At 41.4% G+C, this 16156-nt stretch carries 11 protein-coding genes and 1 pseudogene; 3 read left to right on the top strand and 9 right to left on the bottom strand.

Features of this window, described 5'->3' with window-relative positions:
• Positions 1-36: 36 nt before the first annotated feature.
• Positions 37-510 carry an Lrp/AsnC family transcriptional regulator gene (locus tag EAH55_RS24925; protein WP_114937700.1) on the top strand — a complete coding sequence of 158 codons (474 nt, stop codon included), beginning with the start codon at positions 37-39 and terminating at the stop codon, positions 508-510.
• A gap of 10 nt (positions 511-520) precedes the next feature.
• Here the strand turns inward: EAH55_RS24925 and EAH55_RS24930 are convergent, their stop codons facing one another.
• The gene (locus tag EAH55_RS24930) at positions 521-829 is read right to left on the bottom strand and encodes a hypothetical protein (protein WP_114937699.1); all 309 of its coding nucleotides are present in this window, start codon (positions 827-829) and stop codon (positions 521-523) included.
• A 231-nt stretch (positions 830-1060) separates the two neighbouring features.
• Here EAH55_RS24930 and EAH55_RS24935 point away from each other — a divergent pair, with 231 nt between their 5' ends.
• Together EAH55_RS24935 and EAH55_RS24940 are read left to right on the top strand one after the other, a co-directional pair.
• Positions 1061-1336, top strand: coding sequence for an ArsR/SmtB family transcription factor (locus EAH55_RS24935; protein ID WP_112566598.1), 276 nt, complete (start codon positions 1061-1063; stop codon positions 1334-1336).
• Between the two features lie 77 nt (positions 1337-1413).
• Positions 1414-2622, top strand: coding sequence for an MFS transporter (locus EAH55_RS24940; RefSeq protein ID WP_121812044.1), 1209 nt, complete (start codon positions 1414-1416; stop codon positions 2620-2622).
• 62 nt (positions 2623-2684) lie between these two features.
• Here EAH55_RS24940 and EAH55_RS24945 read toward each other — a convergent pair whose 3' ends face one another.
• From EAH55_RS24945 to EAH55_RS24975, 8 genes and pseudogenes are all read right to left on the bottom strand, one after another.
• A complete protein-coding gene (locus EAH55_RS24945) occupies positions 2685-3932 on the bottom strand; it encodes a DUF4998 domain-containing protein (protein ID WP_121812045.1) in 1248 nt (415 codons plus the stop codon).
• Positions 3933-3966: 34 nt separating this feature from the next.
• Positions 3967-5172 carry a DUF5000 domain-containing lipoprotein gene (locus EAH55_RS24950; RefSeq protein ID WP_121812445.1) on the bottom strand — a complete coding sequence of 402 codons (1206 nt, stop codon included), beginning with the start codon at positions 5170-5172 and terminating at the stop codon, positions 3967-3969.
• 39 nt (positions 5173-5211) lie between these two features.
• A complete protein-coding gene (locus tag EAH55_RS24955) occupies positions 5212-7182 on the bottom strand; it encodes a RagB/SusD family nutrient uptake outer membrane protein (protein ID WP_121812046.1) in 1971 nt (656 codons plus the stop codon).
• Positions 7183-7200: 18 nt separating this feature from the next.
• Positions 7201-10713 carry a TonB-dependent receptor gene (locus EAH55_RS24960; protein ID WP_121812047.1) on the bottom strand — a complete coding sequence of 1171 codons (3513 nt, stop codon included), beginning with the start codon at positions 10711-10713 and terminating at the stop codon, positions 7201-7203.
• Between the two features lie 230 nt (positions 10714-10943).
• Complete coding sequence (locus EAH55_RS24965) at positions 10944-12089, bottom strand: FecR family protein (RefSeq protein WP_121812048.1); 1146 nt, start codon at positions 12087-12089, stop codon at positions 10944-10946.
• A gap of 36 nt (positions 12090-12125) precedes the next feature.
• Positions 12126-12656 (bottom strand): RNA polymerase sigma factor, encoded by a 531-nt coding sequence (locus tag EAH55_RS24970; RefSeq protein ID WP_121812049.1) that lies wholly within the window; start codon positions 12654-12656, stop codon positions 12126-12128.
• Between the two features lie 369 nt (positions 12657-13025).
• Positions 13026-13730 (bottom strand): glycosylhydrolase-like jelly roll fold domain-containing protein, encoded by a 705-nt coding sequence (locus tag EAH55_RS31570; RefSeq protein WP_394339805.1) that lies wholly within the window; start codon positions 13728-13730, stop codon positions 13026-13028.
• Between the two features lie 42 nt (positions 13731-13772).
• Positions 13773-16038, bottom strand: a pseudogene (locus tag EAH55_RS24975) (glycosyl hydrolase); the annotation flags it as partial.
• Between the last annotated feature and the right edge of the window lie 118 nt (positions 16039-16156).

Here is a 16156-nt window from a genome sequence, read left to right on the forward strand (position 1 = left end):
ATATTTGACGAATATCTTTTAGTTTTTGTAACTCTTATGCTTGATCAACTCGACGATACCGATATCCGCATACTTCAATTACTGCAGGAAAATGCCCGCCTTACCGGTCAGGAAATAGGACTGAAGCTCAATAAAACCACTACTCCTATTAATAACCGCATCCGCTCGTTGCAGGAACGGGGCTATATTAAAAAATATGTAGCCGTACTTGATCATGAAAAACTGGAGCTTGATTTCATGACCTTTACCCACGTACAATTGAAAGACCATAGCCAGCACAGCCTAAGTCATTTTGAAAGTGAGATCATTAAACTTCCGGAGGTATTAGAATGTTATCACCTTACAGGTGATTTTGACTTTATTTTAAAGGTAACGGTGAAAGATCGTAAAGAATATCACGATTTTTTGATGAACCGGCTTTTTGCCATCATTGCTATTGGCAAAGTAGAAACCAAATTGGTGATGAAAGCGGCAAAAACGGAAACCGCGTTACCCATCAGAAAGCATTAAGATCAAATTATCAAAAATAGCCCTCTGTTGATGCAACAAGTGTAAGTAGCTCGAGCTTTGGCTCTACTTCTAAATCGCTGGCTTCAAGCTCAGTTGCGAATTTATGGAATGATGCCAAGCTTTGTAAAACCAGGTGCGCTTCCTCATTCTCCAGCTGATCAAAATGCATGAATGTTTTGCCGTCGGGTAATAACCAGGCTGTATATTTGATGCCGGGGTGGTTTAAAGTTTTTAATTCTTCAACAATGGCAGCGATGTTACGTTGATTGGTGGCCGCGAACTCCGGGCGTGTGGTGTATTGTACTCTTACTACTTTCATATCATAAAGCTAAAGCATATACCATAAGTACAAAACAGGCAAATGTGCCAACAAACAGGGGGATTTGCGCCATATTATAACCAGCAATAGTCCTCCCACGTATTAATTTTCGAGCAGTGCTGTTTTTCATTGTCATTTCTATGTTTAAAATAGATAGAAACATTTCTATGTGTTAATATTATTATACCTTTGTATTATTAAAGCTGATTAAGTAATCAGCAAAACAAAATAATGGACAACAAAAAAATAGAGAAAATATCCAGGGCGTTAAGCGATGCGAACAGGATAGCTATTTTACAGCAGTTTAAAAAGAAGAAGGATTGCCTTTACTGCGCAGAGGTAAATGATTTACTTGATCTTACACAGCCTTCTGTATCGCATCACTTAAAACAACTGGTTGATGCCGATTTGCTTTTGCCCCAAAAAGAAGGCCGTAATCTTAAATACGTACTGAACCAGGAAGTACTTGACGAGTACATTGCCTGCCTGAACGAATTGAAAAATTAAGTATTAGTTTTCTGAAGCAAGCATGATTTTGCAGATTTAAAATATCGAAACTTTTAAATATTTAAATATTTCTACTCATGAATAAATCAATTTATATTATGGCCCTGGGTGCTTTTGGCATCATAACTACCGAGTTTGGAGTTATCGGCATCCTCCCCGACCTGGTAAAAGAATTTCATATATCAATTGACACGGCAGGTTGGCTACTAAGTGCTTTTGCGTTAACAGTGGCACTTGCCGGGCCTTTTACCAATATGCTTACCGCACGCCTTAACCGCAAATTTGTAATGTGCCTTGTATTGGGAATCTTCGTTATCTCCAACCTGTTATCGGCAGTGGCGCCAAACTTTACCGTACTGATGATAGCCCGCATATTGCCCGCCTTTTTGCACCCGGTATTCTGGGCGGTGTCTATGACAGCGGCAGCAAAGCAGGCAGGCCCGAAAGATGCGCCTAAGGCTATTTCGATAGTTATGGCCGGGCTGAGTGTTGCCACAGTGCTTGGCGTTCCCCTGACTACCTACATGGCCGATCTGTTTAGCTGGAGAGCTTCATTTATTGTATCAGCGATTGTCAACTTGTTGGCGTTTGGCGCTTTAACACTATTTGCTCCTTCAATGCCGGTTAACGAAGAACAAGCAAGCCCTAAAAGCCAACTGCAATTATTGCGAAATGTTCATTTATGGGTTAAGCTATTGGCTTCAACTATTATACTGGCAGGTATGTTTGCCACTTATGGTTACCTTGCCGAATACCTGGATAAGGTATCACGTATGAGCGGAGCGCAGATCAGTATTATGCTGCTGGTGTTTGGTGGTACAGGTATAGCCGGGAACTGGTTAATGGGCATTGCGCTAAGTAAAAACGTAACGCTTACTGTTCGCCTGTTTTTACTTTCATTGGTAGCAACCCATATACTGGCCTATCAGTTTGGCGGATATTTTATTCCCATGGTCGTTATCCTTTCGGTTTGGGGTTTTATACATACCGGGGGATTCCTTGCAGCCAACATACAACTTACACACGGTATTGAAGAACCTGCGCTCGACTTTGTAAACAGCCTGCTCCCCTCCTTTTTTAATGCCGGTATAACGCTGGGTACTTTACTGGGTGGTTTTGTGATTGCTCATTATGGTATTCACCAGGTAATCTGGATGACAGTACCGTTGCTTTTGCTTGCATTTGGTATGAGCTTTATAAAATCAAACGTTACACAAAAAGTAACATTCGCAGCTATTGAAGAAATACAAGAGCCCGAACCCGTACAAGTAGCTATTTGTGAATAAGAGTAAAATGTTGCCTATAAAAGCAAAAAAGTCCCTGGCATTAACCAGGGACTTTTTTTTCTTTAATTTTTGAAGAGTTTAATATTAAACACCGTAAAGTAACTGCCCGGATTGCCGTTCCCTACAATATTTCCTAAAAATCCAATTGATACTACCTGTGGCGAAGCAAGCGTAAAGGTAAAAGTCTTCACCTCTCTTGAATTTGGACTTGTGCTGCCTACGTTAGCACCGTTAAACAAATTCACATATCCTAAGGCTGTTGAAAGGTTTGCAAGCACCGGTATGCCATTACCTCCAGCAGCTGCGATGCAATAAACCGATGAATTTGATTGCACTTCCGAATATGCGTCAAAGGAAACAATATAATTTCCGGCCGGCAATGGTGACGAAGTGGACTGATAAACAATACCGTTAACCACAGGCGTATTATTCCATGTTTCCCAGTTAAGTGTACCACCACCATCAGAACTGTAACCGCCATTAGTGCCGCCGTCCTTATTCTTAGCTGCCGCATTTGTTATCCATGGTGCGGCGAGCGTTCCCCAGCGCCCGTCAAAGGTGTTTCTTTGGAAAGGCCCGGTGTTGGTGAGGTAAATACTGGTTACATCTGCCTTAACATTATGATCCTGATAGTCTACATAAAAAGTATCGATGGCTGTTGGGTTAGGTTTAAAAGCCGTACGGTAGCTGATCATGCTTCCTGCTTTAAACTTTGGCAATGATGTGCTTAACCCGGTTGCCAAAGAAGTGATCAGCGTATCGTGCTGTTTGTTTGAAACATCAGTGTACTTAATCTCCATGGAAATTAAACCGTCATCGACATTTACATCAGCCCAGTTAATCAGAGCCGAACCATCTGATTGCAGTTCTGCCTTGGCGATACCCCTGTTAATAAGCGAACTTTGATAAAGGCTGCCATATACGTTGGCAGCCAATGTAACCGGCACCGAAATATGCCCACCATTATCGAAAGTGCGGACCTCGAAAGTCATGGTACCTTCTGGTAAATTGGGAATGAACAATTTCGCGGTATCAATTCCGGAACTGCGGGTAACCAGTGTTTCTATAGAATCCTGCTTACTGTTCCAATAAACCCTGTATTTTACAATTTTTGGATCTGACGTAAAAAGTCCCGTCAAAAAAACCCGGTTCTTGCCCGAAAATACTTGTACCGAATCCAGTTTGCCAGGATATATAATTGGTCCGTTAGGCTCATATTTCTTTTTATAGTCATCCATTTTAGTGCAGGAGCTTAGAATGAAAGCAGCCAGCATCAACAGATAATATGATGTTATTTTATATAATTTCATGATGGTAATTAAATTGATGAATGCATTGATTCTACTACTTTCCAAACAGGGTAAACTCACTGATACTCATGAAGTACGAACCTGTCCAGTTACGTAAGCTCCTGATCCTGATGTACCTGTAACCACTTAATCCGGCCGGAAAATCAAAGCCCCAACCATCATGTGCATATTTGTAATCGGCGGCCGTTTCTGTACCCGACGGTGAACCAGATGGTTTTACTATATTACAGGTTAACAGTTTTGTCCACGAAGCATCAAGTGCACCATTCACGTTTGGTGAGTTTGATCCCCATATTTCAAAATCACGCAGATTGCCCCTTACATAGTACACATTACCAATCTCAATGAAAGGATTGAGGATAAAACGACTAAGTACCCGCTGCTTACCAAGATCGATGGTTACCATTTGCGGGCTACCGGCACTCTCAACTGTAAAGAGGCAATTTGGCCATCCCCCGGTAAAGTTTCCGTCAAAAATTTTAGTTACATCGGTATATGAATACAGGTTGGTAGCATCACCAGGCAACACATAGGCCGACCAATCTGACTTTGAAAATTGTTCCTCATAAAACGGCGTAAGCTTTAAAAATAAAGTGTCCGATTTATTTAAAAACCTATCCCGTACAAGAAACGCGTACTTGCGCTCAATAGCCGGCTGGCCTCTAACAGCAGCCTTTATTGAGAGGCTGTTGCTGTACACATTGTCCATTCCTTTTGTCTGCACATATAATCCGTTGCTGGCAGTATCAACCATTGGCACAATAACCAGGTTATCCTGACTGATATTATCACAGGCAATATTAAAACCACCAAAAGTAGCGGTTATTTTAAGTGACCGGTAAGCAAGAAGATACGGTGGAGTTAATGGGTTGGCTGTAACACTAACGGGTGCCGAAACTTTTTCGCTTGAATTTACTGCGTAAAGCTTTATCACGTGTGCCAGTGTATCACCAAAACCATCAACCGTTAAGGTATTGGTATAGCGCGATGCTATTACTTCGCGTGTTTTACCTGGAGATGTTTCGTAAACAGCTTTTACGTAAAATACATCATTATCGCCGGGAAGCGTATATGTTAAGCTGGCTTTACCGTGTTCGTTTTGTATTTGCACATTGGTAACAACCCCGGGGGCGTTATTATTGGTTATAGTGGGTTTATTAAGTGTTTCCTGCTTACAGCCTGTTATTATTATTGCTAACAACCAGAGCCAGAAAGCAATTCGTAGTTTTATTGTTTCCATGTGAATGTTTTTATTGTCAAACATGTTATTGCTATATATTTACCAGTTAGGGTTTTGAACCAGATTTTGGTTAACCAGTAAATCACTTTCTTTAATTGGCCATAAGTAATCGCGCGGAATCACAAAATGTCTTGAAAAAATTAACCTTTCGCGGTAATACAATTCTGGTGAATTTTCACTTATTGTCCATCCTGTTACGTTGCCATTGAGTTCAATACCGGCTGTTTTCCAGCGTAAAAGATCCCAAAAACGGTGACCTTCAAAACAAAGCTCAAGACTACGCTCTCGCTGAATGATTGAGCGCATCCCTTCTTTTGTAGTGTACTTGGTTGGATTAATGCTGTATTTAGACCATGAATCTTGGACTGTAGGCAGGCCGGCCCTTACCCGGTTTATGTAGGTGTATACATCTGCCACAGGCCCTTGTGCTTCATTTAATGCTTCAGAATAAAGCAAATACAGATCGGATAAACGCATTTCTGGCCAAGGGTAATTGATATAGGTAACCGTGGCCCACTCGTAATGCCAGTTAAGGGCTTTTTTCATATAGAAACCAGCAATTGGTATCGGCGACGATTGACCAACTTCAGCACCACGGGCCTTCATCCACCAGGTATCTTCATCGGTTTTGGTTGCGCTATTAGCCATATACCACACACCTCGGTCAAATCCAAGATCGGCATAATAACGAGGTTCACGGTCAAAATTAAGCCTTGCTGTTGTTTCGCCTTCTTTGATGTTAAAACGCTCATCATGAGTACCAACCCTTAATTGAGCTATATCACTAAAATCGAGCGTTTTATCTTCATTAATAGGCACGCCGTTTTTAGTATAGAACATTTTGGCCATTTTTATAGTAGGGCCAAGCAATGGGCGATTGGCTGATTTAGCAGCATCTGCATTGTTAAAATCATACTGCCCCGCGCACATCGACTGGAAAAATGAATTGAAGTTGATGTTATTATTAGCAGTTAAACCCCAGATCAACTCTTCATTCCATTTTTCACTCATCGCGTTCCTGATGCCCATTTGCGTCATGGTAGTTTGGCTAAGCGGGTTTGTTGGCGTAGGAAAAGTATACAACCGTATATTTTGCGATTCGCAAAAATCTATTGCCTCTTTACAGGCATCGGCCGCACGCTGCCATTTTTCGGCACTAAAAGCCAGGTTAAACAGTTGTTCTCCATCTTTATTTTTAAATGAGCTATAATCCGGGTTACCATTAAACAAGGGGCTTGCCGCTGTTACCAATAATTTAGCTTTCATACTCAAAGCTGCTGCTTTGGTAACGCGTCCAAGCTCACTTCCTTCGTTCCGGATTGTTAGAGGTAGTTTTGCTGCTGCCTGATCATATAACCCGGCTATATAACTCACTACTTCATCAACAGGACGGCGTTTTACCCTTATATCATCAATTGATGCATCGATAGGCAGATTTTTATCAATAATAGGTATCGGCCCATAGGCCCTGAACAATTGAAAATGATAAAAAGCTTTTAAAAACTGCGCTTCGGCTATCCAGCGTTCACGTGTATCGATATTAAGGTCGCGTACTTTGGTTTGGTCGCTTACATTTTCAATAAAAACATTACAATCACGTATGGCTTTATAATTTGCAGCCGCATCCCTGGTGCCATTCATATAATTAGCAATAGGATCTGACGAGGTTTGGAAGCCTCTTGGCAACTGCAGTACGTTGGTTGACCGTATGTGATTTGCAGGGTCTTCAACCCAAACTTCGTCGCCTGCTGTAAGCCCGACGTTATAAGTAGGATCTGTTTCTGTAGGCAGGTAAGAATAACAGGTAAACAAATACTTTTCGGCCTCTGTTTGCGAAACAAAAGCATTAGCTATCGTTGATACGTTATCGGGGACAACATCCAAAAAAGACTTTTTACAGGATGATACCGGCACAATCAATATTAAGATCATTGTTACCAGGAAGATGTTCCCTTTAGGTACGCGACTTAATACGGAATGATTAATTTTTTGTATAAAATTACTTTTCATATAATTAATTTGAAAGCTTTAAAATTCTACCCTCAGCCCTATGTTAAATACTTTTTGAATTGGATAGCCCAAACCAGAAGTTCCCATTTCAGGATCCCACAGCTTAAAACTGCTTACAGTTAATAGGTTTAAGCCGTTTATATAGATGCGTGCACTATTCAGATGGATACTTTTAAGTTGGCTTTTCGTGAAATTGTATCCAAACTCTGCCGACTTCAGGCGCAGGAACGAGCCGTTTCTTAACCACCAAGTTGATGTTGGCGATGTTAGGGTCTGGCTGTTGTTTGCTTGTACAGTGTTGCTTAAACGCGGCCAGAACGCGTAAGGGTTACGATTATCTTCAGACCAGTGATCATCGGCAATTGACTTTAACAAGCCACTTTGGTTGCCGGTATTGAGGCCGTTATCCTGCAAGCCACTCACTAAGGTAAAAGGGGAAATATCCGCCGAATTGATCACAAAAGAAGACCTTGCCGATCCCTGGAAGAATGCACTGATATCAAAGTTTTTATAGCCAACAGAAAAACCAAATCCGTATATAATTTCCGGAACCTGCGGGTAGCCAATCGGCACAACATCCGAGCTGGTTATTTTTCCGTCGCCATTCATATCGCGGTATTTAATGTCGCCGGCTTTGTAATCACCAAAACTTTGTACGGGCGAGTTGGCTACATCCACATTGTCAATAAATAACCGCTCGGCAATAAGGCCATATATCTGGCTCAGAGAGTTACCTACTTTACTCAAATACTGCAGGTTGCCTGGATATACCGGTTCTTCATTTTTTAGCAACTTGCTTTTAGCATAAGTAAGCGTACCGCGCGATTGGATCCAGAAAGAGTTGTTGAAGCTTTTCTTATAATCCATAGCAATATCCACCCCTTTACTGGATGACTTGCCCGCGTTTGAGGATATATCAGCCTGTAAACCCATAGAGGTAGGAATGGTACTGCGCACCATCAAAATATTATCACGCTTTTGTTGATAGGCATCAACCGTTAAGGTAAAGTTTTTGGCAACTGTTAAATCCATACCTATGTTGGTTTGCCTTGATTGCTCCCAGGTAATATTTTGATTTTCATAACGATTGGTAACTACGCCCGGCCTGCTATACAGATAGTTGGTGCCAAACTGGCCGTAAGAGCCGTTATTTAAATTAACATCAGAGAGATAAAAGAAACGGTCTGTTGCTTTTCCAATTTGATCGTTACCAACTAAACCATAGGTAAACCTGAATTTAAGGTTATCAATAGTTGACAGCAGTGGTTCAAAAAACTTTTCGTTTGATACTACCCAGCCGGCGCCTACTGACGGAAAAAAACCAAAGCGGTGATTGCTTGCAAAACGCTCGGACCCATTGTAGCCAAAATTAAACTCAAACAGGTAGCGGTTATCATAACCGTAAGTAAACCTGCCCGATACTCCCTGGTTGCGCGAGGGCAGCGATAATTGTAGTGTTTTGGCGTTGCCGGTAAGGTAATTGCGCAGAGTACCGATCAACAACCCGCTAACTGCATGTTTTTGGGCGAAGGTGCGATTGTAGGTTACCGCTGTTTCAATATAAGTTATCGCGTTAGAAATATTTGATCCGGGATCTTGATTATAAGTTAAATACTCGGTTGGGGTATTGCCAACGCTGCTGCCCACTAACCCGTTGTTAAGCAATGTTAAACCGTTAAACGTTCCGTTAAGTACGTCTGATTGATAGTAATAAGGACTATACTGACGCGAAACGGTAAAGTATGAATAACGTGTAGTATAGGCCATTGCCCTTGCGGATAACCCCTGGGTAATAAAATCAAGCTTTTGACTTAAGTTTAATTGCGCGGTTAGTGTACTGGTATTTGAGCTTTGAAAACCAGATAACGATTGCGCGTATGGGTTCATGTATAAGCCGCCACCTGGTATAATAGCGTTACCGAAAAGTGGATGATTTACATAAGGTAACAGGTTACCAGGGTAAATAGCCGGAAAAGCTACCGGATTACTCCATAAGGCGTTTAAGAAAGTGTAACCGCCACCACCTACAGGGCCATGATAACTGTCGAACTGACCTTTTAAACTCACTACCGCTTCGGTGGTTTTAGTGAGGTTTAAGGTGGTGTTTGATAAAATAGAGTATGATTGCAGCTTAATGTTATTGCTGAAATTGTTAAGGCTGTTTTCTGCCAGGTTGCCGTTGTCAATATTGTAGGTCATGGCCAAATAGTACTTAGCTTTCTCAGACCCACCACTGGCGTTCATGTTGAAGCGTTGATTGCTGGTTTTGTTCTTTATCAACTGTTTGATCCAGTTATTACTTGGGTACAGTAGCGGGTCATCGCCTTTTGCGGTATGATCTATTTTGTTTTGCGAGTAAGGTAAGATGCCCAGCGGGTTGCGGGTAAGTACCGCTTCATTGGCCAGCGTCATATAAGTTATATTATCGGCCAGATCAATGTTCCTGATGTTTGACGATGTTGAATTTTCACCGCGAATATTGAATTTTACAGCACCAACATCGCCACGTTTGGTAGTTACCAGGATTACACCATTAGCACCCCTTGCGCCGTATAGCGATGAAGCAGTAGCATCTTTTAGTACCGAAAAACCCGAAATATCATCCGGCTGAAGTCTTGCCAGATCAGTAGTACCTGATTCTATACCATCGATCAGTATCAAGGGATCAACCTTACCTGCGCCGAAAGTACCCACACCCCTGATAAAGAACTGGGCGTTATCAGCACCAGGCTCACCGCTTCGCTGGTATGAGATCATGCCGGGTACAACACCCGCCAACATGGTTGTAAGGTTACTTGACGGACCTTTTAACTGTTTTGGGTTTATAGTAGTAATGGAACTAACAAGGCTTGTCTTTTTTTGCGTACCATAGGCAACCACGGCAACTTCTTCAAGCGCATTTTTGTCGGCCCCCATTTGTACGTCAATTTTGTATGTGCCTGCTGCGGATAATGGATAATTTGAAAGATCAAACTCCTGCGATTTTGAGCCTACAAATGAAAAAACGATGATTGAAATCCCTCCTTCTTTTAAATTAAGCGTGTACCGGCCATCCATGTCTGATTGTGTGCCGTTCATGGTTCCTTTAACTTTAACACTTACGCCCGGTAAGGTGAGACCCTTATCATCGGTAACAACGCCCTGCACTTTTTTGGGTACAACAGCTTTTGCCGGTTCTTTTTTCTGTGGGGCTATAACAGGTGCGGGTTCGTTTTTTTCAATTACGATGAGCTGGTCGCGCACTACATAGTTGAGGTCTTTCCCTTTTAAAAGCACGCCGAATACTTCTTTTAACTCGGCTTTCTTAAAATCTACGGAAACAAGCTCTTTGTCATTCAACAAATTGTTACTGTAAAAAACAGTCAGGCCAGTTTGCTTTTTGATTGATTTAAATACTTCGGCTAAACTGATGTTAGACTTTTTGAGTGTTATTGGCCCCGTTGCCTGTGCCTGTACAGCACTGTACCGGGTTACCAATAAAATAAAAATAAAGGGCAGTATAAGCCGCCGGCTGAATAAAATTCTCTCCATATTATTGGGTTTATGATTTGGTTTTCTTTAAGACCGCATCCTGACGAAACGGGTGAACGGGAACAGGAAAAAAATGTATTTTTTTTATTACATAGGCGTCAATTAGCAATAATTCAATGAGTTGTAGTTAAGTGAAATTCAATTATTTAGGCAAGGGTTTCCCGATCTGGTCATAAACCAGGCATTAAGCACTACAGAAAATATGAGGTGAATTGATTGAGTATGTTACACTATCTGATGTGCAAAACTCCTTCCCTCAAAACGGCGTTGACACCTGCAGATGCCTTGATATTTTGAATGAAAACATCAACCGATTTATTCTTTTGAATAGCACCGCTAAATGCTTCATCGGCTTTGGCCGGATCATCAAAAACAACTTTGACATCAAACCATCGAAGCAGTACATCGCTTATATCATGAAGTTTAGTATCGTGGAAATAATAGATATCATTCATCCAGGCCAGTTCAATCGCGGGATCAAACGTTTGCGAGGTAAACCCCAAGGCCGGTGTGTAAACAGCCTGATAACCCGGCTTTAAAAGCATTTTTCGCTTATCCTGGCCGCTTGTTGATACCGAACCCTCCACCAATGAAGTCACTGTTTTATCGGTCTGATAAGTGTTTACATTAAACTCGGTACCTAAAACCCTTACATCAGTTTGGTCTGTATGTACAATGAATGGTCGGGCGGCGTTTTTAGCTACTTTAAAAAAGGCTTCGCCGGTTAAATATACCTCCCTCGTTTTACCTGAAAATGCAAAAGGAAAGCGCAGGCTTGATACCGAATTTAACCAAACTTCGGTACCATCTGATAGTACTATCCGGTAATTTAATTTTGAAGGAATAACAAGCGTACTCCATTCAGCCGTTTTATTGTTATCAAGCTGATAACTTAGCCCGTTAGCGCCTTTCTTTAAATGCGCGAAAGGTACATTGATCATCTTTTTGCTTGTATCCGAAAGATCGATATGTTGTCCGTTAGCCATCCGGAGTTCGATGGCTGGAGCTTTGTTATGCTTTTTTGCAGCAACGGTCTCATTAACGGGCATTTTTCGCCAGTAATACCCGGCAGTAAAAGCAATACATAACAAAGCAGCCATAGACAGCCATTTTGTGATCTGTATGCGACGGGTATTGATAGGCCTAACTTGTTTTATTTCGAGCTCAATTTTATCCCAGGCTTTGTTTTCATCTATGTTATCAAAAAAGTTTTGAGCTTTATCTGAAGATAACTTCCGCTGCATTTCATCCCAAAGCTGTTTAACCTGGGGATCATTTTGTATAGCCTCGTTAAGCAAATGGCTTTCTTCCTCGTCTATCGTGCCCGCTATTTGCTCAATTATTAGTTCCTGAAAATACGCTTTATTGTATGTCATTATTTGTAAGACCTCATTATGGATAAATGGGTGAACTTATTTGGCACTTTTTAACCCCTCTTTTAAAGTTTTTATGGCCAGTTTCAAGTGAGTTTTCAATGAATTTATGCTGATTCCCATTTCAAGGGCTGCATCCTTATATTTTTTATTTTCATAGTGCACCAGGGTAAAAGCCTGCATCCGCTGTATTGACAGATCAGCCAGCATTTTCTCAGGATAAATTTCGGGTGCAGGCGTTTCTTCCTCCTCTACCTCAGTAAGCGTATATTTATAGTCAGCCAATTTCTTTTGCGTGCGTGTTTCGCTTTCAACTTTTTTCAGGCAACGGTTACGTATTGCTGTAGTTAAATAGGCTTTTAATGACGAATTGATATTGGTAAATAATTGCTTTTCCCAAAGATCAACAAAAAAACCCTGAACAGTGTCTTCAGCTTCGATTTCATCCTGCAAAATGTAAAAGGCTGATATATTAAGCAACTTGTAGTATTTTTTAAATACTGCTTCAAAGGCCTCCTTGTCCCCTGCCTTTAATTGCTCAATAAGTTGAGAATCGTTCAAAATTTCCATGAATTGGTCTTAATCGGTTTATAACTAAATAGGTTGGGCTATCTAAAGAAAGCTAAATGTAAAAACTTTTATTGTCAAAACAACAATTATTAAAAAATTATTAGAAATCTCATTTTTATAAAAAACGGAAGCAGCTGGTGGATCAACTTAGTTACTTTTTGCCCTCGATCAATGTACGTCTATAGAGTAAACGAAGTCAAAAACTTACGCTTATAAAATAACACCCGTTTAGAATGGAATACATAAAAAGCAATCGATTACATCTATAATTAATGTAATAAAAACAATTAAATACATAAAAACGGTTCTCAAGCGCTCTCAGATTTGAAAGAAGAGTATCAATGCTAACGAGCGCATTTTATTTAATTATCAGAAGTCGCTTTGCTGAAGGGTAACCGGGCCAATTAAACCCGATTTTAATAATGGAGCGTCTTTTGTGTAGAATTTATGAGTAGTAAATGTAAACCGTTTGCTTTTCCTGCGCGTGTCCTTTATTAACCATTCTGGCCATGTATTATCGTTCTGAATCCCGTCGTCAGGTAGTTTTTCGTCGCCAATTAACCTGTTAGGCCAGAGGTTTGCCACTTCTATTTCCAATTGGTTATATCTTTTTAAATCAGCGGCGCTAATGTCGATGCGCCAGGGTGCAGTCCATAATATGCCTACAATCTTTCCATTTACCTTTACCCTTGCCATATTATTTACTTCGCCCAGATCAAGGCTGATCTTTTTGTTTTTTTGCTGAGATATGCTTGCAGACAACTCAAAGGTTTTACGATACAGCGCGATACCCGAATAGTATTTGATGCCATCTTCCGGACGCTTGGTCCAATCTTTTAGCTTGTCAAACTTTACAGATTTAGGCCCTCCCCATTTAGGATCGAAACTTACCTGCCACGGTCCGCTTAACGCTTTTATCGTCTTGTATTCGGCAAAATTTTTATGGTTTGCTATAGCAGAAACAGCTTTGGAGAACACTAAAAAATAACTTTGGAATGGCTCAAATTTCAACGGCACGGTAATCAGTTCACCATTTCTTGAGTAGTCAGGAAGTACCCTAAGCTTAGCTGTCATAGGGTCCCAAAGTTGTATAGTGCTGTTAGTACTTCGGAATGTTGCAGTGGTAGCAACCTGCTGATCAGTTCTGTTAGATACAAAATATACATCATCATCGCCAACAACACGATGAGTATATCTCAATTGCCCGTTGGCAGTGAAATCCTGTTGAATATTCATTTTCTCCAGAATGCTGGCAGTAAGGTCATATGCCGGGTAGAGATCGTCAATATTTTTATTCAAATCACCTCCCCATATAACTATTCCTTTTCCAAAACGATGTTCGGTCTGGTGATCTTGTTCCTGCAAAGTACCCCACAGTTTTTTGGCCATACCCGTAAGTTGTTCATCACACGTAGGATAGTTGGAAAGGCCCGGAGATTTTAAAGGAGGCGAACCAACAACCACCGCACCTTCATTTACCAATTTGGTAATTTTTTGCAACAGCGCCGGCGTCATGGTTTTCACAGCCGGTAAAACAAGTAACCTATAACTTGCACCTCCCGGAAACATAATCTGTCCTTTTCGGACAGTAGCCTTATACAGTTGACCTGGCGAACAGCCATCAAAATTATAACCTTTTCTGTCAGGAATTACCACATCTCCATCCATTGCTGATGATGGCGGCCTGAATACGTGCGGAGAACCTTCGGGAGTAAGATAGAGTACATCGGCCACTGCCCTTCCCTGCTGCAGCAGATATTGGCAGCGCGATACATAGTCATGATATCCGCTTACCATGGGCCACCAGGTTTGGTTTCTGTCCCAATGCACGCCGTAAGGCCCCATGGTGGCACCCGGCTTCAAGGAATCTGCCAGAAACTGGTTTTGAAAAGTATGGTAAACAAAACGGTTAATGCCGGTAGCAAAAGCCCAGTCCCCCTGATTTTTCATCGACCCAGGGTATTGTTTCCACATATCATCCTGAGCTGTAAAAGCCTCGGCTGGAATTAATGATTTTCCATTTACATGCCCTATAGAAGTAGCTTCTGTGCAGCTGAACGATGAGTTAAAGCCATATCCCTTGCTCCAAAACTCGCACATTGGCACATCCGCGATATTACCCAATTCAAGATCTGCCGTCGGGTTCATATCATAAGGTTCGATTGATAATTTAAGCCCGAGTTTATGTGCATAGCGTTTCACGTAACCAGCATGATTTTCCAAAACCAGTTCCTGCGCGGTTTGCCGCAGGTCCCACAAAAAACGTTCGCTTACTTCATTACTTTCAACTATATTGCCCGCATAAACCGGGTAATAAGGTAAAGGATCATAACCTCTTCTTTTTATAAATTCGGCCCTGAAATTTCCCGTCCAATTTTGTGCACCCATTTCCCAGCTGTCTATAGGCAGTCTTTTTAAACCTCCTTGTAAAGCAGCATCAGGCTTTCCGGTTTTATGCAGGAGTTTACCAATGTAATTTTCCAGATGCGCATGCAACGCCACAGTGTCAAATTTGTCGGCTTCAAAGCCAAGGCCGGGTACAGGTGCCGGACGCGTGATAGCGCCGTTGTTCCGTTTACCGAAACGCATAATTGTCCAATTTCCGTTTGGAGCGTTCCAATCAAGTGAGCCATCTGCACGGAGCTTATCTGTTAAATCAATGATCTTACTTTTGTCGATTACAGCATTCTTGGCCGCTTCCGGATATGTGGTCATATATGGAAGATATTGTTTTACACCTTTTACTGATGAATAAGGAGCGCGGTAATACAAGGCTTTTTCATCTATATCAGTTATTTTGGCCGGGGGTTGCAGCCGGTGTTGGATAAGCTATTACGGCAACGTCCTCGTAAAAATCATTCCATTGCTTTTTTAATTCAGGTGTAAATGCACCTTCGCCAAAATACGGGGCTTTTGGTTGCGGAACAGGCAATTTTATTTGTTGCGCTGTTCCGCCTGTAATGTTAACTGTATCGCTTACCAAATGCTGCATGGATTGCGATACGGGTACCCAGGGGCCACCGCTACCAGTCCACCCAGGTCCTACGCCAAGGGTTATTTCAATACCCAGGCGTTTGGCTTCCTTTACCGCGTGAGCAAACATATTTTGCCACTCTTCGCTTAAAAAATCAACGGAACCGCGCGGGATGCCAACGTTTACCTCTAAAAAGATAAGATTGCTAATGCCTGCTTTTCTCATGGATTCGAGATCGGCCGTAATTGATTTCGCCGACATATTTCCATCCATAAAATACCAATATACACCTGGTTTTGCGCTATCGGGCGGATTAAGAAAGCCCATTTTTAATTTGCTCACCTGTGCCTGGGACACAAACTGAAAACATAAAAGGCCGATAAACCAGATGGTGAAAAGTCTGTACATTTTAAAAGGTAAATAAACTATGGGTAATTCAAATCTATCTTAATTACGTTTTATTTAACAGCACTTATTTGATATTTGATTTGTAGTTTTTGATTTGACAAAAACTGAAGAAAAGCTA

The sequence above is a fragment of the Mucilaginibacter kameinonensis genome (assembly GCF_003675385.1).
GTDB lineage: Bacteria > Bacteroidota > Bacteroidia > Sphingobacteriales > Sphingobacteriaceae > Mucilaginibacter > Mucilaginibacter kameinonensis.